15 protein-coding genes and 1 pseudogene are annotated in these 21,421 nt (G+C 74.8%); 11 read left to right on the top strand and 5 right to left on the bottom strand.

The window, feature by feature from the left end; genetic code table 11:
* Entirely contained in the window at nucleotides 1-1,245 is a 1,245-nt protein-coding gene (locus ACZ7EC_RS25970) for a glycosyltransferase (RefSeq protein WP_471066213.1), read from the top strand.
* The gene (locus tag ACZ7EC_RS25975) at nucleotides 1,242-2,165 is read left to right on the top strand and encodes an SGNH/GDSL hydrolase family protein (RefSeq protein WP_471066156.1); all 924 of its coding nucleotides are present in this window, start codon (nucleotides 1,242-1,244) and stop codon (nucleotides 2,163-2,165) included. The genes ACZ7EC_RS25970 and ACZ7EC_RS25975 overlap by 4 nt, the downstream gene beginning before the upstream one ends.
* A gap of 146 nt (nucleotides 2,166-2,311) precedes the next feature.
* On the opposite strand, the gene ACZ7EC_RS25980 is transcribed toward ACZ7EC_RS25975, so the two are convergent.
* On the bottom strand, nucleotides 2,312-3,142 hold the full coding sequence (locus tag ACZ7EC_RS25980; protein ID WP_471066215.1) for a putative hydro-lyase: 831 nt from the start codon (nucleotides 3,140-3,142) through the stop codon (nucleotides 2,312-2,314).
* Between the two features lie 5 nt (nucleotides 3,143-3,147).
* Entirely contained in the window at nucleotides 3,148-4,452 is a 1,305-nt protein-coding gene (locus ACZ7EC_RS25985) for an MFS transporter (protein WP_471066158.1), read from the bottom strand.
* Nucleotides 4,453-4,577: 125 nt separating this feature from the next.
* On the opposite strand from ACZ7EC_RS25985, the gene ACZ7EC_RS25990 reads away from it, so the two are divergent.
* From ACZ7EC_RS25990 to ACZ7EC_RS26005, 4 genes are all read left to right on the top strand, one after another.
* Nucleotides 4,578-5,279, top strand: a complete 702-nt coding sequence (locus ACZ7EC_RS25990; RefSeq protein ID WP_471066160.1) for a GntR family transcriptional regulator — start codon at nucleotides 4,578-4,580, stop codon at nucleotides 5,277-5,279.
* 130 nt (nucleotides 5,280-5,409) lie between these two features.
* Nucleotides 5,410-6,951 carry a hypothetical protein gene (locus ACZ7EC_RS25995; RefSeq protein ID WP_471066162.1) on the top strand — a complete coding sequence of 514 codons (1,542 nt, stop codon included), beginning with the start codon at nucleotides 5,410-5,412 and terminating at the stop codon, nucleotides 6,949-6,951.
* A gap of 71 nt (nucleotides 6,952-7,022) precedes the next feature.
* On the top strand, nucleotides 7,023-7,901 hold the full coding sequence (locus ACZ7EC_RS26000; protein WP_471066164.1) for a hypothetical protein: 879 nt from the start codon (nucleotides 7,023-7,025) through the stop codon (nucleotides 7,899-7,901).
* 55 nt (nucleotides 7,902-7,956) lie between these two features.
* Entirely contained in the window at nucleotides 7,957-12,600 is a 4,644-nt protein-coding gene (locus tag ACZ7EC_RS26005; RefSeq protein WP_471066166.1) for a hypothetical protein, read from the top strand.
* A gap of 154 nt (nucleotides 12,601-12,754) precedes the next feature.
* On the opposite strand, the gene ACZ7EC_RS26010 is transcribed toward ACZ7EC_RS26005, so the two are convergent.
* Nucleotides 12,755-13,534 (bottom strand): IclR family transcriptional regulator, encoded by a 780-nt coding sequence (locus ACZ7EC_RS26010; protein WP_471066168.1) that lies wholly within the window; start codon nucleotides 13,532-13,534, stop codon nucleotides 12,755-12,757.
* A gap of 169 nt (nucleotides 13,535-13,703) precedes the next feature.
* A complete protein-coding gene (locus tag ACZ7EC_RS26015) occupies nucleotides 13,704-14,219 on the bottom strand; it encodes a hypothetical protein (RefSeq protein WP_471066217.1) in 516 nt (171 codons plus the stop codon).
* 336 nt (nucleotides 14,220-14,555) lie between these two features.
* On the opposite strand from ACZ7EC_RS26015, the gene ACZ7EC_RS26020 reads away from it, so the two are divergent.
* From ACZ7EC_RS26020 to ACZ7EC_RS26035, 4 genes are all read left to right on the top strand, one after another.
* A complete protein-coding gene (locus ACZ7EC_RS26020) occupies nucleotides 14,556-17,501 on the top strand; it encodes a sensor histidine kinase (RefSeq protein ID WP_471066170.1) in 2,946 nt (981 codons plus the stop codon).
* The gene (locus ACZ7EC_RS26025; protein ID WP_471066172.1) at nucleotides 17,498-17,932 is read left to right on the top strand and encodes a roadblock/LC7 domain-containing protein; all 435 of its coding nucleotides are present in this window, start codon (nucleotides 17,498-17,500) and stop codon (nucleotides 17,930-17,932) included. The genes ACZ7EC_RS26020 and ACZ7EC_RS26025 overlap by 4 nt, the downstream gene beginning before the upstream one ends.
* A 9-nt stretch (nucleotides 17,933-17,941) precedes the next feature.
* Nucleotides 17,942-18,337 carry a DUF742 domain-containing protein gene (locus ACZ7EC_RS26030; protein WP_397987004.1) on the top strand — a complete coding sequence of 132 codons (396 nt, stop codon included), beginning with the start codon at nucleotides 17,942-17,944 and terminating at the stop codon, nucleotides 18,335-18,337.
* Nucleotides 18,338-18,722: 385 nt separating this feature from the next.
* Nucleotides 18,723-19,328, top strand: a complete 606-nt coding sequence (locus tag ACZ7EC_RS26035; protein ID WP_471066174.1) for a GTP-binding protein — start codon at nucleotides 18,723-18,725, stop codon at nucleotides 19,326-19,328.
* A 39-nt stretch (nucleotides 19,329-19,367) separates the two neighbouring features.
* Here the strand turns inward: ACZ7EC_RS26035 and ACZ7EC_RS26040 are convergent, their stop codons facing one another.
* Nucleotides 19,368-21,014 (bottom strand): EAL domain-containing protein, encoded by a 1,647-nt coding sequence (locus ACZ7EC_RS26040; RefSeq protein WP_471066176.1) that lies wholly within the window; start codon nucleotides 21,012-21,014, stop codon nucleotides 19,368-19,370.
* Between the two features lie 142 nt (nucleotides 21,015-21,156).
* Here ACZ7EC_RS26040 and ACZ7EC_RS26045 point away from each other — a divergent pair.
* Nucleotides 21,157-21,396 (top strand): annotated as a pseudogene (locus ACZ7EC_RS26045) (hypothetical protein); the annotation flags it as partial.
* Between the last annotated feature and the right edge of the window lie 25 nt (nucleotides 21,397-21,421).

The raw sequence follows: 21,421 nt of genomic DNA on the forward strand, positions 1-21,421 counted from the left end.
ATGACCGGGGCAAGTGGGGTGACGGGGGCGAACGGTGCGGCTGGTGCCACCGTCCGGCCGCTGCGCATCGTCCGGCTCGCCAATTTCGTCGCGCCCGCCTCCGGTGGTCTGCGCACCGCCCTGCGCGAGCTGGGCAAGGGCTACCTGGCGGCGGGCCACGAGCCGGTGCTGATCGTGCCCGGAGCCCGGCACACCGACACCGACACCGAGCAGGGCCGCGTCATCACCCTGCCCGGACCGCTGCTCCCCGGCACCGGCGGCTACCGCGTGCTGAGCGACAAGCGCCGCCTCACCGCCCTCCTGGAGCATCTCGCCCCCGACCGGCTGGAGGTCTCCGACCGGACCACCCTGCGCTGGACCGGCCGCTGGGCGCGCCGGGCGCGGGTGCCCGCCGTGATGGTCTCCCACGAGACCACCGACGGCGTGCTGCGCACCTGGGGCCTGCCCGAGCAGCTGTCCCGACGGGCCGCGGACGCCCTCAACACCCGTACCGCACACGTCTATTCGCGTGTCGTGTGCACCACCGAGTACGCCGAGCGCGAGTTCGTCCGCCTCGGCGCACGCAATGTCGTGCGCGCCCCCCTGGGCGTCGACCTGCTGGAGCGGCATCCCTCGCTGCGCGACCCCGGCGTGCGCGCCCGGCACGCGCGCGGGGGAGAGGCGCTGCTGCTGATGTGCTCCCGGCTGTCCGTGGAGAAGCGTCCCGGCACCGCACTCGACGCCCTGGAGGCGCTGCTGCGGCGCGGGCGGCGCGCGGTGCTGGTGGTCGCGGGGGACGGCCCGCTGCGGGGCCGCCTGGAGCAGCGCGCCCGCGAACGGGACGTGCCGGTGACCTTCCTCGGGCACGTCTGCGACCGGGCCGCGCTCGGCGCGCTCCAGGCGGGTGCCGATCTGGCGCTCGCCCCCGGACCCGCCGAGACCTTCGGGCTCGCCGCACTGGAGGCGATGGCCTGCGGCACGCCCGTGGTGGCCAGCGCCTCCTCCGCGCTGCCCGAGGTCATCGGGTCCGCCGGGGTGAGCGCGGCCGACCACGGGGAGGCGTTCGCCGACGCCGTCGAACTGCTCCTGGACCGGCCCGAGGCCGGGCGCCGGGAGGCGGCACGCGCGCGGGCCGAGTGCTTCGGCTGGGGCGCGGCGGTGGAGGCGTTCCTCGCCGCCCACGACGCGCAGGTGCCGGCCCGCGCCCCCGAGAGCCCGGACGGCCGGGGCGGCACCAGGCGGGGTGTCCCGGAGGGCGTGGCATGAGGCCCGTCCGCTTCGTCGCCCTCGGGGACTCGCTGACCGCGGGCGTGGGCGACTTCACCGGGGACGGTCCGCGGGGCTGGGCCGCGCTGCTCGCGCCTTCGCTCGGCGCGGGCACGCGGTTCACCAACCTCGCGGTCAGCGGCGCCGGGACCCGTGACGTGCTGGAGCGGCAGACCCCGGCCGCCCTCGCGCTGCGCCCCGATCTGGTGGCAGTGGTCGTCGGCGTCAACGACACCCTGCGCCACACCTTCGACATCCACGCGGTGGCCGCCCGCCTCGACCAGGTCTACGCGGCCTGCACCGGCGTGGGCGCCACCCTGCTCACCGCCTGCCTGCCCGACCCCGGCGCGATGCTCGGCCTGCCGGGCGCGCTGGCCGCTCCGCTGGCCCGCCGCCAGCGGGCGGTCAACGCGGTGGTGCACGCGCTGTCCGACCGGTACGGGGCGGTCCATCTGCACGCGTCCGACGGCGGCTGGATCGCCGACCGGGCCCTGTGGAGCGCGGACCGGCTGCACCCCGGCGAACGCGGCCACCGCCGGCTGGCCGCCCGCTTCCACGCCCTGCTCGCCGAAGCCGGTCATGCCGACGGCCGGCCCCCCTGCCCCGAACCGGAGTTCCCGGCACCCACGCGTGCGGCGAGCCTGCTGTGGCTGGCCACCGCGGGCACCGCGTGGGTCGCCCGCCGCTGCCGGGACCTGCTGCCCCAGCTCCTGGCCCTCGCCGTCCGGGAACTGCGCCACCGCGCCCGTGGCACCGGCGCCGAACTCGACGCGGCCGCGTCGGCCGCGGTCGCCGCCGCCCTGGCCGCGCTTGCCGAGCGGCGCCCGGCCCCGGCCGCGGCACCCGCTCTGACGGGCCTCCCGCCGCGCTCCGCGCCGCCCGCGTCCGACCCGCTCGACCTGGAGGTCGGTATCGGCTGACCCCGGCCCCGGCCCCGGCAGCCGGGAGGCGTGGGGGCCGGGGCCCGCCCCCCGTTCATCGGTCTGTCGATTGGTGGGCTGGTCGGTCAGTCCTTCCGTCAGATCCTCGGTTCTTCAGCCCCTCGGCTCGTCGGTCCTTCTGTCTGTCAGTCCACGCCGGCCAGCCGGTACTGCTCGTCGCGGGCGTCCGTCAGGAACATCTGGCCCGGCGCGTGGGTGATGGCGAACGGCGGCCGGGAGGCCATCACCGCCGCCTGCGGGGTCACCCCGCAGGCCCAGAACACCGGGATGTCGCCGTCCTGGAGGACCACCGGGTCGCCGAAGTCCGGCCGGTCGAGGTCCGCGATGCCGAGCGCCGCCGGGTCCCCGCAGTGCACGGGCCCGCCGTGCACGGCCGGCAGCAGACTGCTCTCCCGGATCGCCGCCCCGAGCCGCTCGGGCGGCACCGGGCGCATGGACACCACCATCGGCCCGCTCAGCCGGCCCGCCGGGCGGCACGGGCGCCCGGTGACGTACATCGGCACATTGCGGCCCTGTTCGACATGGCGGATCGGCACGCCCGCCCGGCTCAGCGCCCATTCGAAGGTGAAACTGCAGCCGAGCAGGAACGCCACCAGATCCCCGTGCCAGTACGGCCGCGCGTCGGTCGGTTCCGCGACCAGCTCGCCGTCCCGCCACACCCGGTAGCGGGGCAGATCGGTGCGCAGATCGGCGCCCTCGGCGAGCACGGTCGTCGGGGAACCGGCGTCGGTGACGTCGAGCACCGGGCAGGGCAACGGGTTGCGCTGGCAGAACAGCAGCATGTCGTAGGCCCAGTCGGCGGGCACCGCGATCAGGTTGGCCTGGGTGTGCCCGGCCGCGACCCCGGCCGTGGGACCGGCCAGACCCGCGCGGAACCGGGCCCGCGCGGTCCGCGGACTCCAGCCGGGCGCCCGCTCGTCGACCGTGGTGACGGGACGGTCCCCGGTGCGCCACATCCTTGTCATGCCAGTTCCTTTCCGCGCGTCTCGGGCAGTCCGAGCAGCGCCAGTGCCGCGATGCCGTAGCCGACCGTGCCGAAGACCAGCGCGCCGCCGACGCCCCAGCCGTCGGCCAGGAAGCCGACCAGGGTGGGGAAGACCGCGCCCACCGCGCGGCCCGTGTTGTAGGTGAAGCCCTGTCCGGTACCGCGCACCGCCGTCGGATACAGCTCGCTGAGGTAGGAGCCGAAGCCGCTGAAGATGGCCGACATGCAGAACCCGAGCGGGAAGCCGAGGACCAGGAGCACCGTGTTCGCCCCGTGCGGGATGTGCGCGTACGCCAGCACGCACACCGCCGACAGCAGCGCGAACAGCCAGATGGTGGCGCGCCGGCCGAGCCGGTCGGTGAGGTGGCCGCCGGTCAGATAGCCGAGGAACGCGCCCGAGACGAGAAAGGCGAGGTAGCCGCCGGTGCCGACGACCGACAGGCCCCGGTCGGACTTCAGGTACGTCGGCACCCAGGTGGCCAGCGTGTAGTAGCCGCCCTGCACGCCCGTGGACAGCAGGCTCGCCAGCAGCGTGGTGCGCAGCAGTCCGGGGGCGCCGGCCCGGCCCGGCCGGAAGATCGCGGTGAACGAGCCCCGGCGCGGGTCCTGCTCACGGGCGGCGAGGGCCGCCGGCGCGTCGTGCACCCGGCGGCGCAGCCAGAGCACCAGCAGCGCGGGCAGCGCGCCGGTCCAGAACATCACCCGCCAGGCCAGGTCGCCGCCCGCGAGGGAGAAGACCAGCGTGTAGACGACGGCGGCCAGCGCCCAGCCGACCGCCCAGGAGCTCTGGACCGCGCCGAGGGTACGGCCCCGGTGGCGGGCGGAGGCGTACTCGGCGACCAGGATCGCGCCGACCGCCCACTCGCCGCCGAAGCCGAGGCCCTGGAGCGCCCGGAGGACCAGCAGCGTCTCGAAGTTCGGCGCGAAACCGCAGGCCACGGTGAAGACCGCGTAGGTGAGCACCGTGATCACCAGCGCCCGGACCCGGCCCACCCGGTCGGCGAACACGCCCGCCAGGGCACCGCCGACCGCCGAGACCACCAGCGTGACGGTGGTGAACAGACCGGTCTGGCCGCTGTCCAGGCCGAAGTACGCGGAGAGCGCCACCATGCTCAGCGGCAGCGTGAAGTAGTCGTAGGAATCCAGGGCGTATCCACCGAAAGCCCCGGCGAACGCACGTCGCCCGTGCAGGCCGAGGTCGCGCAGCCAGCCGAACGCGCCGTCCTGGGCGGTCTGTTCGGGCGCGGAGGCGGTCGCGGAGGGAGGAGGGGTCGTGCTCATGGGCACCTCGCAGAAGGGGACGGAGGGTGCGTGGAGTGAGCCGTGGCGAGCACCGTAGAGGATCGTTCAACGATCCCTCAATACCCATGTTGTTTCGTTCCGCCGGCTGCGGTTGAATTCCGGGCATGGCAGAGCAGTTGGCGGGACTGGCCGAAGACCGTGCCCTCCTGGGCCGTACGAGCACGGCGGAGCGGGTTTCGGACATCCTCAGGAGCCGTGTCGCGGACGGGTACTTCCCGCCCGGCACCCGGCTGTCCGAAGACAGCGTCGGCGGGGCGCTCGGCGTCTCCCGCAACACCCTGCGCGAGGCGTTCCGGCTGCTCACGCACGAACGCCTGCTGGTCCACGAGCTCAACCGGGGCGTGTTCGTGCGGGTCCTGACCGCCGAGGACGTCGAGGACATCTACCGCACCCGCACCCTCGTCGAGTGCGCCGTCGTCCGCGGCCTCGGCGAGCCGCCGTACCCCCTGCGCGGACTGTCCGACGCGGTCACCGAGGGCGAGACGGCGGCCGCCGAGGATGACTGGAAAACGGTGGGTACGGCCAACATCCACTTCCACCAGGAACTGGTCGCCCTCGCCCGCAGCGCCCGCACGGACGAGCTGATGCGCAGCGTCTTCGCCGAACTCCGCCTGGCCTTCCACCTCGTGGACGACCCGCGTCGGCTGCACGAGCCGTACCTGACGCGCAACAGGGAGATCCTGGACGCGCTGGAGGCGGGGGAGCGGGGTACGGCGGAGGAGTTGCTGAAGACCTACCTGGCGGATTCGCTGGAGCGGGTGGTGGAGGCGTACCGGAGCCGGGTGGGCGACCACACCGCCCCCTGAGACGCACCCCCGAAGGGGCGGCACCGGTCCCCGGCCGCGCCGCGGGGCGTGACCAGGCACAACGGCACCGCACCCGAGAAGCGACCTGCCCCGCTGCCGGTCGATTCGGCGGCGCCGGCCGTTTGGGTAGATGTCAGACCAAGGACCTACTCTGTGCACCGTGACTTCCGACCCCGCCAAGCCGCAGCTCAGCACGGCGCAGCGTCCCGCGCCGGGACCCGCCGCCGACGAGGGCCTCGCCCGCCGGCTGCGCGCACTCGCGTGCACCGCGCCGCTGCACGACCTGGACGCCCGCAAGGGCAGCCTCGCGGGCGAGTACTCGGTCTACGGAATGGCCGAGGTGGCCCTCGCCGCCATCGACCTCGTCACACTGAACATGGACTTCGACACCGGCGCCGACCACGAGCAGATCGTCGCCCGCCTGATCCCCCGCATCGCCGCCCAGGCCCCGCACCGCCCCACGGCCGAGCACGAACGGGTGGCCCGCTGGGTCCTGGAGAACTTGATCAACGTCGGCAGCGTGGACCGCGGCTTCCGCGCCGTCTACGGCACCTTCACGGCGGACGGCACGTATGTCCGCCGCGACTACGACTTCAAGCTGATCGAAGAGGTTCCGGGCCCCGGCGGCACCGTGTACCTGCGCACCACCGACGAAGCGGTCAACGTCCTGGTCGGCGCCCTCGACACCGACGTCACCAGCGCCCAGATCGCCGCCGAGGTCAAGCTGGAGGTGCTGATCAACCGGGGCCGGCTCGCCGACGCCCAGCTCGCCGCCGAGCAGGCCCGCTACCGCACGGTGCAGTACTCCGAGACCCTGCGCCGCGCCCTGGACGCCACCCGGCGCAACGTCCGCGCGGTCGACTGGCTCAACGCCGTACCCGACATGATCGCCGAGGCCCTGGACCACGTGGCCGACCGGTACCGCCACGAGAACGCGATCCTCACCAACATCCGCAAGGCCCGCGACGAGACCGAGGAGCCCGAGCACAAGCGGCGCGCCGCCGAGCTGGTCGACATCGTCAAGGACTGCATCCGCCGGCACACCCAGCTCCAGTCCCGGCTGCTGGAGGCGGGCCCGCTCTTCCGCGCCGAACAGGACCGGCAGGCCTTCGCCACGCCCGCGAGCACTGCCGGGATAGACCTGTACGGCCATCTGGTCGCCCCGGTGCTGACCCTCCCCGTCGAGCGGGCGAGCCGGGTCACCGACGCCTTCTTCGCCCGCGGCACCGGTCTCCGCACCCCCGTCTCGGTGCGGATCGCCGACCTCGTGGACATCCTGCTGACCCCGCCCGTGGAGCGCGAGCACCTGGGCGCGGAGATGCCCGAGCCGGACCTGATCGCGACGCCGGACGACAGCCGGTTCAGCGAGGAGCAGCTGGCCGCCGCCATGGAGCTGCTCGACCTGCCAGCCGACGCCCCGCGCCGGCTCTCCGGGCTGCTCGCCGAGGCCCGGCGCACCGGCGACCCCGATCTGGCGTACCTCGTCGCCCTGCTGGCGGTGCACGCGGCCAGCCCCGCCGTCGGCACCGCCTACCGGCAGGGCGAGGAGAAGCTGCTGTTCGCGGTGGACGACGGCACCGAGCTGGACGACCCCGAGTTCGGCGGCGCCGACCTGATCGTCGGCATGGCGCTGCTGGACGCGGCCGGCATGGCGGCGGACCGGGCCGCATGAGCGTCCCGAGACCGGCGTGAGAGGTCCGCGCACAGCATGAACAAGACAGAGAGCGACAAGGAGTCAAAGCCGTGAGCGAGCACGTCGAGTGGAGTGACACCGAGGCCCCGGCCCCGCCGGCCACCGCCGCCGTCACCCCCGCCGACGCCGCCGACGCGGCGCGGCTCGTCGCCTACGGGCTCCAGCCCAAGCTCCAGGCCGCCCGCGACCAGGACTACACCGAGCTGCTGCGCCGCTATCGCGAGGACCCGGCGTTCGCCCGGCTCGCGGACGCCGTCGCCACCGGCCTGGGGCTCGTCGTCCTGGAGGTGTCCCCGCGCGCCGGCATGGCCGTGACCGCCGCCGAGGACTCGGTGTTCGCCGTCCGCATGGGCGACTACGCGCGCCGCACCACCGCCGACTCCGGCGACCGCTTCCTGCACGGCCTGGCCCATCTCGCCGTCGCCGCCCTCGCCTTCCCGCGTCCCGAGGACCTCGCCGACGACGGCTACATCGGCCGGGTCACGGTCAACGGCGTCGACGCGTTCGTCCGCCAGGCCTGCCGCCGACTGGAGGAGCGCGCCGAGGAACAGGGCGAGAACACCGACCCGGCCACCGACGCGCCCGGCCTGGAGGCCGCCTGGCGGATCTGGGCCAGACGCAGCGCCACCGGCGCCACCAAGGACGCCCGCCGGCCCGCCTCCTCCACCACCGGCATCGTCGCCAAGGCCCTCGCCTTCCTCACCGACTCCGGCTTTCTCCAGCGCACCGGCGACGAGGGCGGCGGCACCTATCGCACCACCGCCCGCTACCAGCTCCAGGTCCGCGACCTGGCCGGCACCGCCGCCATGGCCGAACTGATCGAGCTGGGCGTGGTCCCGGTGACCGACGGCACTGCCAGCCTGCTGCCCGCCGAGGACACCGACGACCTGGACCTGGTGGCCGACGCGGGCCTGCCCTTCCACTCCTGACCGGCCCCGCGCCCCCGAACGACCGCACCTGTCACCAGACTTACGAGAGTCCGCCATGTACGAGCTGTCCCGCGTCCGCCTCTACTCCATCGGGCCCGCCGGTGCGCGCTATGCCGACACCGTGCTCGACCTGCGGGGCGTCGGCGAGCCCGTGCCCGACCCGGTGCCCACGCAGGCGGAGTTCTTCGCGGAGGAGCCGTCCGGTCCGCCGCGCCGTCCCGCGCCCGCGGGCGTGCTGTTCCTGGAGAACGGCGGCGGCAAGTCCGTACTGCTCAAGCTGATCTTCTCGGTGATGCTCCCCGGCCACCGCAACACCCTCGGTGGCGCCAGCTCCGGCGTGCTGCGCAAGTTCCTGCTCGCCGACGACTGCGGCCACGTCGCCCTGGAGTGGCAGCACGTGCTGACCGGCGAGTGCGTGGTCGTCGGCAAGGCCAGCGAATGGCGCGGCCGCCAGGTCTCCAACGACCCGCGCAAGTTCGCCGAGGCCTGGTACTCCTTCCGGCCCGGCCCCGGACTCAGCCTGGACAACCTCCCGGTGGCCGAGTCCACCGCGGTGCGGGCCGCCGCCGAGGGCGTGTCCGGCGCCCGGGGCCGCCGCCGCACCATGAAGGGCTTCCGCGACGCCCTCATGGAAGCCGGCAAGGCGTACCCGCACCTGGAGGTGCACTGGGAGGAGATCCACGAACGCTGGACCGAACACCTCGGCGAACTCGGTCTCGACCCCGAACTCTTCCGCTACCAGCGGGAGATGAACGCCGACGAGGGCGAGGCGGCCGGCCTGTTCGCGGTCAAGAAGGACTCCGACTTCACCGACCTGCTGCTGCGCGCGGTCACCGACACCCGCGACACCGACGGCCTCGCCGACCTGGTCAGCGGCTTCGGCAACAAGCTCGGCCGGCGCGCCGAGCTGATCGCCGAACGCGACTTCACGGCCGGCTCGGTCGACCTGCTCGGCCGGATCGTGGAGGCCGCCGACGCCCGCGCCCGCGCCCGCGACATCCACGCCGGCGCCGAGCGCCGCACCCGTACCCTCGCCCGGCGGCTGTCCGCGCGCGCCGTGCGGGAGCGGGTCCGGGCCGCCGACCTCGCCCAGCGGGTCACCGCCGCCGCGTACGCCGTCACCCACTCCGAGGGCGCCCGCGAGCGCAGCTCCCTGATCGCCGCCGAACTCGCCTACCGGCACGCCTCGCTGGCCCTCGCTGCCGCCGAGAAGGCGGCCGCCGCGCAGAAGCGCGAGCTGGCCGACGCCCGCACCCTGCACTCCGCCTGGCAGGCCGCCGAGGCCGTGCTGCGCCACCGCGCCGCCGCCGACCGCGTCGCCCGTGTCTCCGCGGCCATCCAGGAGGCCGAACGGGACGCGGCCCCCGCCCTCGCCGCCCGCGCCAAGGCCGCCGTGGACCTCGTACGGGCCCTGCACGCGGCCGCCGGGAGCGCCGAGGACCTGGCCAACGAGGAGGAGGAGCGCTCCGCCGCCCTCCAGGAGACCGGCGACGCCGCCTACCGCGACTCCACCACCGCCGCCACCGAGGCCCAGCGCGCCCGCAGCGAGGCCGGACACCTGCGCCAGCGGCTCACCGAGGTCGAGCAGGAGACCGCCGAGGCGGTCCGCGCCGGCTGGCTCGACGACAGCGCCCCCGACGCCGACCCGGCCCGCGCCGCGCTCGCCGCAGCCGACGCCGAGAAGACCACCGTCGCCGCCTGGGACACCGCCCGCGAGGCCGCCCGCGCGGCCACCGAGCACGCCCGCGAGGCGGCCGCCGCCGAGTCCCGCGCCGAGCTGACCGCGGCCCGCGCCGCCGACGCCGCGACCGCCGCCGAACGCGCCCACGACGCCGAACGCCGCCTCGCGGACGCGCTGGCCGCCGAGGAACGCCTCGCCGAACTCCTCGGCCTGCCCGGCACGGCACCCCGCGCCGGCCTGCCCGCCCAGCGCACCGAGGAGAGCACCGGCGCCCCGCGCACCGGCCAGGACGGCCTGCCCGCCGGCCCGCTCACCGCCGCCGAACTCGACCGGTGCGCCGACGAACTGCGCGAACTCCTCGACGACGCGGTCGCCACCGCCGAACGCCAGCTTTTCGACCTGCGCACGGCCGCCGCCGACGACGCCCGCATCCTCGGCGCGCTCGGCGACGGCGGCCTGCTGCCGCCCGGCCCCGATGTCCTCGCCGCCGTCGAATTCCTCGGCGAGCACGGCATCCCCGCCCTGCCCGGCTGGCGCTATCTCGCCCAGGCCGTCGACCCCGCCGACCACGCACGGGTGCTCGCCGCCCGGCCCGAGCTGGTCGACGGTGTCATCATCACCGACCCCGACACCCACGCACGGGCCCGCGAGGCGCTGGCCGACGCCGCCCTGCTGCCCCGCTCCGCCGTCGCCGTCGGCACCGCCGCCGCCCTGCTTGCCCCGACCCCCGCCGAAGGCACCGCCACGGACGGCGTGTTCCTCGTGCCGCCGAACCCGGCCATGCACGACGAGCACGCCGCCGACGAGGAGCGCCAGGCCCTGCGCGCCCGCGCCACCGAGCGCGACGAGGAGATCCGGGCGCTGGCCGCCCGGCTCGGCAAGGACCGCGAACTCGCCGCCCGCCTCGCCTCCTGGCGCACCGGCTGCCCCGCCGGCCGGCTGGCCGAACTCGCCCGCGCCGCCGAGGAGGCCCGCGCCTTCGCCGAGGAGGCCGAGGCCGAACTCGCCGAGGCCCGCGCCCTGCGCGCGGAGGCCGAGGAGAGCGCCGCCGAGGCCGTCCGGATCCGCGACGAACGCCAGGAGGCCGCCCAGAAGGCCCGGCGCGCCGCCGACGCCCTCGCCGGACTCGCCTTCCGGCTGCGCGAACGCGCCGGCTGGCAGGCCCGGCTGCGCGAACTCGCCGACGAGGCCGCCGAGTCCGAGGCCCGCGCCCAGACCTGCCTGGAGCGGGCCCGCGCCGCCGACGAGGACCGCCGCGCCGCCCAGCGCGCCGCCGACGACGCCCGCCGCACCGCCCGCGCCCTGCGCGCCGAGCGCGCCGAGATCGCCGGCGCCCCCGACGACGTACCGGTCGAGGAGACCGGTGCGCCCGAGGCGTCACTGCCCGCCCTGCGCGAGGCGTACCGGGCCGCGTCCCAGGTGTACGAGAAGGTCGGCGTCGGTGCCGACCTGCGCGCCGAGCAGGCCCGCGCCGAGAGCGACGAGAGTGCCGCCCGCGCCGAACTGGACCGGCTCAGCAACAAGGTCCGCACCCGCGCCGAGCAGCTCCTCCAGTCGCCCGACGGCTCCGACGGGCCGTCCCGGCAGGCGGCCGCCGCCCGCGCCGAGGAGCTGGTGCAGCTGCTGGAGACCCGCATGTCCACTGCGAGCGAGCAGCTCGGCCGGCTGCGCGGCGAGGCCGAGCGGCACGCCCCCGAGGACGGCGAGGCGCACACCGAGCTGCCCGAGGAACTGCTGCCGCGCGACGCCGAGCACGCCCAGGCGCTGCTGCGCACCGCGACCACCGAACTCGCCGCCCGCACCGAGGCACTGGCCCGGGCTCGTGATGCGCACGGCGAGCTGCTGGCCGCCCACCGCGCCGCCGAGGACGCGGCCGGCGGCTTCGACGAGATCGCCGCGATGCTCCGCGACCTGCTGCGCGAACAGGCGGGCGAGGAGGAGCAGGAGGAGACCGAGCCCTATCCGGGCGGCCTGGAGGAGGCGCGGCAGTCCGCCGCCGAGGCCCGCCGCTCGCTGCGCGGCTGCGCCGCCGATCTGTCCGCCGCCGAGGCCGGGGTGCGCGAGGCGAGCGACGTACTGGTCCGGCACGCCAACTCCACGCGCTACGAACAGGTCCGCACCCCCGCCCGGCAGCAGATCCGCGAGCTGCCCGCCGCCGCGCTGCCCGAGCACGCGCAGAAGTGGGCGGACGCCTTCGCACCCCGGCTGCGGGTCCTCACCGACGAGCTGGCCCAGCTGGAGCGCAACCGCGACTCGATCGTGGACCGGCTGCGCGGCCTCGTGGAGTCGGCCCTCGCCACCCTGCGCTCCGCCCAGCGCCTGTCCCGGCTGCCCGAGGGGCTCGGCGAGTGGTCCGGCCAGGAGTTCCTGCGCATCCGCTTCGAGGAGCCCGACCAGGCCACGCTCACCGAACGGCTCGGCGAGGTCATCGACGACGCCACCCGCGCCGCCGTCAGGAAGAACTCCGACCTGCGGCGCGACGGCATGTCCCTGCTGCTGCGCGGTGTCGCCGCGGCCCTGGAGCCCAAGGGCGTGGCCGTGGAGATCCTCAAGCCCGACGCCGTGCTGCGCGCCGAGCGGGTCCCGGTCGGGCAGATGGGCGACGTCTTCTCCGGCGGCCAGCTGCTCACCGCCGCCATCGCGCTGTACTGCACGATGGCCGCGCTCCGTTCGAACGACCGGGGCCGCGACAAGCACCGGCACGCGGGCACACTGTTCCTGGACAACCCCATCGGCCGCGCCAACGCGACGTACCTCCTGGAACTCCAGCGCGCCGTCTCCGACGCCCTCGGCGTCCAGCTCCTCTACACCACGGGTCTGTTCGACACCACGGCCCTGGCCGAGTTCCCGCTGGTCATCCGGCTGCGCAACGACGCGGACCTCAGGGCGGGACTGAAGTACATCAGCGTCGAGGAACACCTGCGCCCCGGCCTCCCCCAGCAGACGGGGACGGAGGAGGCGGTGCACAGCGAGATCACCGCGACACGGATGTTCAAGAAGCCGACGGTGAACGCCTAGGGGGCGCGGGGGCCGCTCGCCGATCCCAGCGGCGGCGCGCGGTCCTACCGATGGCCTGCGGCCTCACCGGCGGGTACGGCCGCACCGGCGCCGCGCGGTCCCGCCGTCGGCGTACGGTCCTGCCGCACGCGCGCCGTTTTCCGGGGGTCGCGGTTCAGAAGCCGTAGCCCATGCGGCGGGACAGCTCCGTGGCCGCCGCGACCGTGCGCCGGGCCGTCTCCGCCAGCCGGCCGGAGTTCAGCCGGTACACCGGTCCGGAGACGCTGATCGCCGCGATCACCTCGCCGTCGTGCGCCCGCACCGGCGCGGCCACCGCGGCGAGGCCCGGCTCCAGCTCCTCGACCGTCACGCCGTAGCCCCGCTCCACCACGGTGGCCAGCTCGTCCCGCAGCCTCGCGGCGTCGGTGACGGTGTGTTCGGTGAACCGGTGCAGGGGCCGTGCGAGCAGGCTCTCGCGCGCGGCGGGCGGCAGATGCGCGAGCAGCACCTTGCCGCTGGAGGTGGCGTGCAGCGGGGTGCGCCGGCCCAGCCAGTTCTGCGCGGCCACCGAGGCCGTGCCACGGGCCTGCATGATGTTGACGGCGGCGTCTTCGTCCGGCACCGCGATGTTCACCGTCTCGCCCAGCTCGTCGGCGACGTCCCGGCAGACCGGGACGCCCTCCCGGGAGATGTCCAGCCGCACCGCCGCCGCCCCGGCCAGGCGCAGTACACCGGCCCCGAGGTAGTACTTGCCGCGCTCCTTCTCCTGCGCGACCAGGCCCCGGTTCTCCAGGACACCGAGCAGCCGGAACGCCGTGGACTTGTGCACCTCCAGCTCGGTGGCGATCTCGGTGACGCCCGCCTCGCCGTCGCGGGCGAGGATCTCCAGCACGCTCACGGCGCGGTCCACCGACTGCACCGCCCCGGCCGTCTGCTGCTTGCGCGCGTGGGCCATGGCTCGGCTCCCACCACCTGTCGGCCGGTCCGGAATCTGTCGCGCACAGCGCCCGTGCCCGCGCCCTACGCGACGTCATCGTACCGAAGTGGCCGAATCAAGCTGGTGGGCCGGCCCACCGGACGGTGCGCCCGGCAGGCCCACCGGACGGTGCGGCCCGCGGTTCGGCTCAGGGGTGCGAGAGCTGCCCCGCGCCGCCCCGCCGCCTTATCCGCTCCTGCTCCCGCAGCGCCCGCCGCTCCGCGCGCCGGCGCGCCCGGCGTTCGCGGCGCAGCGCGCGGGCCGTGCTGCTGGGCTCGGAGACCACGCCGTACCGCTGGTTCCACACCTGGCGGGTGACCCAGACGTCGACCACGGCCCAGGTGGCCACCACGGTGCTCAGCACACTGCTGATCACCATGGGGAACGCCGGCCAGGACTCGGCCATGGTGCACAGGAACGCCACCATCGCCTCTATCAGCGTGACCGAGATGATGATCAGTGCACGCACCGCCGCCGTCCGCACCGGATCGGGCAGCGGATGCCGCCGCGCGGGCTCCTCGACCCACAACGGCCGGCGGTCCTGCTGTATCCCGTACCGCTGCGCAGTGCCCTTCACCGTGTCACTCACTCCCCACCGCCCGAGGACCCCTCGCCCCGGTATCCGGAGCCCCGACTCCCCAGTAGCTGCCCGGCTTGCGCGGATTTACGCGGCCGGGGTGCGAGGCGGGGCTCCCCTGGCCCAATCCGCCCCCAACTCCCGTGGAGAAGGACGAACAACACCCCGCGAAGATTCCCGTCCTGGGAAAGATTCCAGCCAACCGCCGACCCCCGCCCTGCCGTCCGGCTACGGAGTACCCGCCGGATCACGGTGGCAATCTCCCGCAATGCCCGGACAACTCGCCCCGTGCCGCCGCCGCTAAGGGAGTTCACCTTCCGGACACGCCTTCGAGTTACCTGTAAGGCGGTAGTAGGCTCGCGCCGTTTGTTTGTTGACGCACATGCGCACCCCCGGCCCGCGGGGGTCGAGCTGGGGGAGGCCATGCGCTTTCGCGGGAAGTCGATCCGCCGGAAGATCGTGGCGCTGCTTCTCGTGCCGCTGCTGTCGCTGACCGCCATCTGGGGTTTCGCCACGGTGGTCACCGGCCGTGACGTGGCCCAGCTCTTTCGGGTGTCCGATGTCATGCGGAACATCGGCTATCCCACCGAGGACACCGTCCGCGTCCTCGAACAGGAGCGCCGCCAGACCCTCGTCTACCTCGCCGACCCACGCGCCTCCGACTCCCTGTCGGCGCTGCAGCGCACCCGCACCGCCAGCGACCGTGCGATCGCGAAGGTCCGCGAGAACGCGCAGCGGCGCCATCTGCGCCACGCCCTCGGCAGCCAGGGCGGCGAACACCTCACGGCCGTCCTGGACGCCTTCGGCGGCCTGGACTCGCTGCGCCACAGCGTCGAGGACGGCACCATCAGCCGCGCCCGTGCCCTCGACCTCTACGACCGCCTGATCGACCCCTGTTACGCGCTGCTCGCCGGGCTCGACGGCATCGACGACGTCGGGATGGACCAGCAGGCGCACGCCCTGGTCAACCTCACCCGAGCCCGTGAACTGCTCTCCCGTGAGGACGCCCTGCTCGGCTCCTCCCTCCTGGTGGGCCGGCTCACCCGCGAGGAGATCCGGCAGATCTCCGACCTCGTCGCCCAGCGCACCCTGCTGTACGACATCAGCCTGCCGCTGCTGCCCGCGGCCGAACGCGAGCGCTACGAACGGTTCTGGGACAACGCCGCTACCGCCCCGCTGCGTTCGGCCGAGGCGTCCGTCATCGAGCACGGCTCCGGCACCCCCGGCGGGGTCACCGCCGAGAGCTGGGACTCCGCCGCGGGAAGCGCCCTGGCCGACCTCGGCACCCTGGACGACCAGGCGGGCGACCGGTTCCAGCACCGTATGCATCCCGTCGCCATGCGGGTCATCGCGCAGGCCGTCGTCGCGGGCCTGCTCGGGCTGATCGCCGTGGTCTTCTCCCTCGTGCTGTCCGTCCGGATCGGCCGCGGCCTCATCCGCGACCTGCGCCGGCTGCGCCTGGAGGCGCACGAGGCCGCCGGCGTCCGGCTGCCCGGCGTGATGCGCCGCCTGTCGGCCGGCGAGCAGGTCGACGTGGAGACCGAGGTGCCGCGCCTGGAGTACGACAAGAATGAGATAGGCGAGGTCGGGCAGGCCCTCAACACCCTTCAGCGCGCCGCCGTCGAGGCCGCCGTCAAGCAGTCCGAACTGCGCGCCGGCGTCTCCGAGGTCTTCGTCAACCTCGCCCGCCGCAGCCAGGTGCTGCTGCACAAGCAGCTCACCCTGCTCGACACCATGGAACGCCGCACCGAGGACACCGACGAACTCGCCGACCTCTTCCGCCTGGACCACCTCACCACCCGGATGCGCCGGCACGCCGAGGGCCTGGTGATCCTCTCCGGCGCGGCGCCCTCCCGGCAGTGGCGCCGCCCGGTGCAGCTGATGGACGTGGTCCGCGCCGCCGTTGCCGAGGTCGAGGACTACGAGCGGGTCGAGGTACGGCGCCTGCCCAGGGTCGCCGTGACCGGCCCGGCCGTCGCCGACCTCACCCACCTCGTGGCCGAACTCCTGGAGAACGCCACGGTGTTCTCGCCCCCGCACACCGCCGTCCAGGTCATCGGCGAGCGGGTCGCCAACGGCTTCACCCTGGAGATACACGACCGGGGACTCGGCATGACCCCCGAGGCGCTGCTGGACAACAACCTGCGCCTCGCCGAGACCCCGGAGTTCGAGCTCTCCGACACCGACCGGCTCGGCCTGTTCGTGGTCAGCCGCCTCGCCCAGCGCCAGAACGTCCGCGTCTCCCTCCAGCCCTCGCCCTACGGCGGCACCACCGCGATCGTCTTCATCCCGGACGCGCTGCTCAGCGACGAGGTCCCGGACACCAACGGCATCGGCTTCCGCCTCGACCGAGAGCGCTCGGCGAGGAACTCCGGGCGTGCCTCGGGCCGTTCCCGCGCGGCGCTGCCCGGCCTGCCCACCACCGTCCTGGACGGCCCGGTGGAACTGGAGGCACCCGTCGACCTCGACGCCCTGGCCGACTTCCCCGGCGCCCTGCCGGACGAGGACAGCGAGCGCGGCGGGATCTTCCGCCACCGCCGCGCCCTGAACCGGGGCGACGGCCCCGCGCGGGAACCGGGGACCGAGCGCCCGGCGGGGAAGGGGACCGGCGAGCACGGGCTCGTACCGCTGCCGCGCCGCCAGCCGCCCAAGCTGGTCAGCTCGCACGGCCGGCCGGTCACCGACCAGCGCCCCCACCGCCGCGACCCGGCGGACTCGGACCCCGCCGCCGGAGAGGGGCACGGCCCCGGCGGGAACGGGCACGACGGCGACGCGTACGGCCCCGACCGGGACGCGTACGGCTCCGACCGCGAGCCGCAGCGCGCCGACCGCGAGCCGCGCCGGGATGCGCCGGCCCCCCTGCCGCGCCGCACGACGGCCGCCCCGCGCCCGGCGGAACCGGCCGACCGGGCCGGTGCGGGCGAGGCGGCGCCTCCGCCCACCAACTCCGCCACGCCCGGCCCGACTCCGGCCACCGGCCCCAACCGGCCGGGCATCCCCGCACTTCCCCGGCGCACCCGTCCCGCCGCGAGCGCCCCCGACGGCCCGGACGCCCCCGGTGGCTCCGCCGACATCCCTCGCGACGGCGGCCCCACCCGCACCCCCCGCGACGGCGACCCCGCCGCCGGACCCGGCGATGGAGCCCTGCCCCGCCGCGTGCGGCAGGCCAGCCTCGCCCCCCAGCTCAGGCAGGACCCCGAACGCGGTTCCGGGCGCACCGAAGCGCCCGCCGACCGGGACGCCGACGAGGTCCGCAGCCGGATGGCCTCGCTCCAGCGCGGCTGGCAGCGCGGCCGGGAGGAGAATGCCACGGGCGAGACCGCCCACACCGGCACAGCACAAGGAACCACTAAGGGGGACGGTCGATGACCGCACCGAAGGCGACCGACCACACGGCGACGGGCAACGGGGAGCTCGACTGGCTCCTGAACGACCTCGTCGACCGCGTCGCCAGCATCCGCAAGGCCGTCATTCTCTCCGGCGACGGGCTGCCCACCGGCGTGTCCAAGGACCTGACCAGGGAGGACGGCGAGCACCTGGCCGCCGTGGCATCCGGTTTCCACAGCCTCGCCAAGGGTGTGGGCCGCCACTTCGACGCGGGCGGCGTCCGCCAGACCGTCGTCGAGCTGGACGACGCCTTCCTGTTCGTCACCGCCGCGGGCGACGGCAGTTGCCTGGCCGTCCTGTCCGACGCCGACTCCGACGTCGGCCAGGTCGCCTACGAGATGACGCTCCTGGTCAAGCGGGTCGGTGTGCACCTGGGCACCGCCCCGCGCACGGGCCTGCCCACGGGCGGGTAGTGGGATGACATGAGCGAAGACGGTCAGGTGAGCAGCCACTGGTTCGACGACGACGCCGGACCGGTCGTCCGCCCCTACGCCATGACGCGCGGCCGTACCACCAGTACGGCCCAGCACCGCCTCGATCTGATCGCGGTGGTCGTCACGGAGCCCGCCGCCGGGGACCCGGAGACGGACCCGACGCTCTCGCCCGAGCACGTGGACATCGTGGACCTGTGCCGCGGCACCCCGCAGTCGGTCGCCGAACTGGCCGCGGAACTCGACCTGCCCATCGGTGTCGTCCGGGTCCTCGTCGGCGATCTCGTGCACGCGGAACTCGTCCATGTCACCCGGCCGGTGCCCCCGGCCGAGCTGCCGGACGAGAGTATTCTGCGCGACGTGATCAACGGCCTGCGGGCGCTGTGACCGGCGCGGAAGCGGAGTACTGAGGTGGCAGGCTGCCAGTTCCGGGTCGGCCGAGGCGGCACCTGCACGGAACCGGCCACCGCGATCACCGGCCCGCCGCCGTCACCGGCATCCGCGCCCCCGCCCTGGACGTGCTCGCGCCCGCCCTCCAGCAGGCGCACGACGACGGGATCCGCGCCGTCGCCGTCGTCCGCCCGCACCCCGCGCACGAACGCGCCACCGGCGAACCCGCCGCCCGCACCGGCTTCCCGCGGATCTCGCTGTCCGGCGAGGTCGGCCCGCTGAGGAAGCTGGTCCCGCGCGGCGTACTCGTCATCGAAAACCCCCGGTGGCGGCGGCTGCGGCCGCCCGTCGCCCGAACCCCGGCAAGCAGGAGAAGTGAACGATGGTCCTCGGGCGCAGTGAGCACGGCGATTCCCCGGTCGAGCCCGTCACGCTCAAGATCCTGGTGGCGGGCGGCTTCGGGGTGGGCAAGACCACCCTGGTCGGCGCGATCAGCGAGATCCGGCCGCTGCGCACCGAGGAGCGGCTGACCGAGGCCGGGCGCCCGGTCGACGACACCAGCGGGGTGGAGGCCAAGGGCACCACCACCGTGGCCATGGACTTCGGCCGGATCACCCTGCGCGAGGACCTGGTGCTGTACCTGTTCGGCACGCCAGGACAGGAGCGCTTCTGGTTCATGTGGGACGAGCTGTCCGAGGGCGCGCTCGGCGCCGTCGTACTCGCCGACACCCGCCGCCTGGAGGACTGCTTCGCCGCCGTCGACTACTTCGAGCGGCGTTCCATCCCCTTCCTGGTCGCCGTCAACTGCTTCGACGGCGCCGCCCGTTACCCCGCCGACTCGGTCCGCCAGGCGCTCGACCTGGACCCCGGAGTGCCCGTGCTGCTCTGCGACGCCCGCGACCGGGAGTCCGCCAAGGACGTGCTCATCGACCTCATCCAGCACGCCATGCGCCACTCGGCCGCGCGCCGCCAGCCGGTCGGCAGCTGAGGCACGGGCCGGCCCCAACAGGCTGCGGGCGGCGGCCGTTCACCGCGGAGGCTCGACTGCCGCTGCCCGCACCGACGCCACCGCCCCGCCACCCCGCCGCACCTCGTGGCCGGCCAGCCCCGCACGGCCGAGCACCCAGCCCGCCCCGCCGAGCGCCTTCGCCGCCCGCTTCAGCGGAGCCAGCTCGGCGGCGGCCTCGTGGTGGTCGCGCACGCTGCCCGGCCCGCACACCACGGTCGCCAGCGACAGCGTGACCGGCCGACCGCCCGCCGACCAGGGGGCGTTCAGTACCGCCGCGGCCAGCGGCCCGAGCGCCTCCTCGTCGGCCAGCACCAGGAAGTCGTCCCCGCCGATGTGCCCCACCCGCGCCTGCCCGGCGACCGCCTGCGTCAGCGCCCGCCCCACCGAGCGGATCAGTTCGTCACCTGCCGCGAACCCGGCCCCGTCGTTCACCTCCTTGAAGTGGTCGATGTCCAGCCAGCTCAGTGCGAACGGCCGTCCGGCCGCGATCCGCCGGTCCACCTCCCCGGTGATCGCGTCCGAACCCGGCAGCCGGGTCAGCGGATTGAGCCCGGCCGCCTCCTCCACCCGGCTCTCGGCCAAAGCCCGCACCAGATCCGCGAGCCGTACGACGCCCACGCACCGCCCGTGCGCGTCGACCACCGCGACATCGTCGCTGGTCCGGTCCCGGCCACCGATCGCCACCACGTCCAGCACCTCCCAGGCGGTGGCGTCCACCCCGACCGTGCGCGGGGCGTCCCCGAGCCGCGCGGCAGGGCGATCGGCGTACAGCGCGTGCCCGTAGCGCCCGGACATCGACAGCAGGAACCGCGAGCGGTGCACCGACCGCACCGGCCGGCCCGCCAGGTCCACCAGCAGCACCCCGGAGACGTCCGGCGAGCCGGTCAGCAGGGCCCGCACCTGCCCCGCAGACGCGGTGAACGGCAGTACGGCGGCCGGGCGCACGAACTCCCGCACCGACGGCCCGGTCGCCGCCCCGGAGGGCGCGGCGGGGGAGGGGGACGGCACGTAGACGTCCGCGGCGGGGATCCGGGCCGGCGGCGCGAACAGCTCGCCCTGCGCCAGTTGCGCTCCCGCCGACACCGCCGCCGCGTACTGGCCCTCGGTCTCCACCCCCTCCACCACGACCAGGGCGGCCAGCTCCTCGCACAGCGTGCGCATCGCCCGTACCGCGGCCGGCCGGGCCAGCAGCGAGGCGTCCAGCTTGACCAGGTCGGGACAGAGATCGGTGAGCAGCCGCAGCGGCACGTCGCCGTCCCCGACCCCGTCGGCACTGATCCGGAACCCCTGCTCCCGCAGCGCCGCCACCGCCTCCAGTAACGCCCGGTGCGGCACATGCGTGTACGGCGGTACGACGTCCAGCGTCACCTCCCAGGGCCCCCGCCCCGCCGCTCGCACCGCGTCGTGCAGCGGGGTGAGGCCGCCGAGGTCGGCGAGCGTGGCCGCGAACACGTTCACGTGCAGGGGCAGCAGCCGCTCCCGGTGCACGGCTGCGCGCAACGCCAGCACGGCCAGCGCGCCGTCCAGTTCGGGATCGCGGCGGGCCTCGGCCACGATGTCGCCGGTCTCCGGGCGGGCGAATGCCTCCAGTGCGGCGACCGCGCCCGTCCTCAGGTTGACCAGCGGCTGGAAGGCGAAGCGGAGAGTGTCCGTCCAGGAGTGCACGGGAGCATGATGGCGCCGCGCACGTGCGCCCAGGCTCAGTTCATGAGACGTTCACACAGCATTCCTGACCGATCACAGAGCGTGACGTCGAACGGCACCCGAAAGCCCCCTCCCCGGCGGTGGGGAGAGCGGGGATTCAGGTCTTGATCCTCGACTCAACCTGGAGATCCTCGGCAACACGGACCCGTTCTTGCACGCCCATGTCTGGCCGCGATTCGCATGGGAGCCGGCCGAGCTGGTGGGCAGGCTGGTGTGGCTGTATCCGCGTGACCGGTGGAGTGACGAGCGGTTCAGGCTCGGCCCGCAACACGATGCGCTACGGGACGAGATCGGCAGCGAACTGGACCGCCAGGCCCGCGACGTGCCGACCGCTCCGGAGTGAGACCGCCACGGCCGGGAGGATCGGT

This window comes from Streptomyces sp. NPDC037203 (genome assembly GCF_055605065.1).

Excerpts from the sequence above, each read along its gene's own strand:
- ACZ7EC_RS25970 (WP_471066213.1), top strand. The coding sequence starts at position 1 with ATGACCGGGGCAAGTGGGGTGACGGGGGCGAACGGTGCGGCTGGTGCC.
- ACZ7EC_RS25975 (WP_471066156.1), top strand. The coding sequence starts at position 1,242 with ATGAGGCCCGTCCGCTTCGTCGCCCTCGGGGACTCGCTGACCGCGGGC.
- ACZ7EC_RS25980 (WP_471066215.1), bottom strand. The coding sequence starts at position 3,142 with ATGTGGCGCACCGGGGACCGTCCCGTCACCACGGTCGACGAGCGGGCG.
- ACZ7EC_RS25985 (WP_471066158.1), bottom strand. The coding sequence starts at position 4,452 with ATGAGCACGACCCCTCCTCCCTCCGCGACCGCCTCCGCGCCCGAACAG.
- ACZ7EC_RS25990 (WP_471066160.1), top strand. The coding sequence starts at position 4,578 with ATGGCAGAGCAGTTGGCGGGACTGGCCGAAGACCGTGCCCTCCTGGGC.
- ACZ7EC_RS25995 (WP_471066162.1), top strand. The coding sequence starts at position 5,410 with ATGTCAGACCAAGGACCTACTCTGTGCACCGTGACTTCCGACCCCGCC.
- ACZ7EC_RS26005 (WP_471066166.1), top strand. The coding sequence starts at position 7,957 with ATGTACGAGCTGTCCCGCGTCCGCCTCTACTCCATCGGGCCCGCCGGT.
- ACZ7EC_RS26010 (WP_471066168.1), bottom strand. The coding sequence starts at position 13,534 with ATGGCCCACGCGCGCAAGCAGCAGACGGCCGGGGCGGTGCAGTCGGTG.
- ACZ7EC_RS26020 (WP_471066170.1), top strand. The coding sequence starts at position 14,556 with ATGCGCTTTCGCGGGAAGTCGATCCGCCGGAAGATCGTGGCGCTGCTT.
- ACZ7EC_RS26025 (WP_471066172.1), top strand. The coding sequence starts at position 17,498 with ATGACCGCACCGAAGGCGACCGACCACACGGCGACGGGCAACGGGGAG.
- ACZ7EC_RS26030 (WP_397987004.1), top strand. The coding sequence starts at position 17,942 with ATGAGCGAAGACGGTCAGGTGAGCAGCCACTGGTTCGACGACGACGCC.
- ACZ7EC_RS26035 (WP_471066174.1), top strand. The coding sequence starts at position 18,723 with ATGGTCCTCGGGCGCAGTGAGCACGGCGATTCCCCGGTCGAGCCCGTC.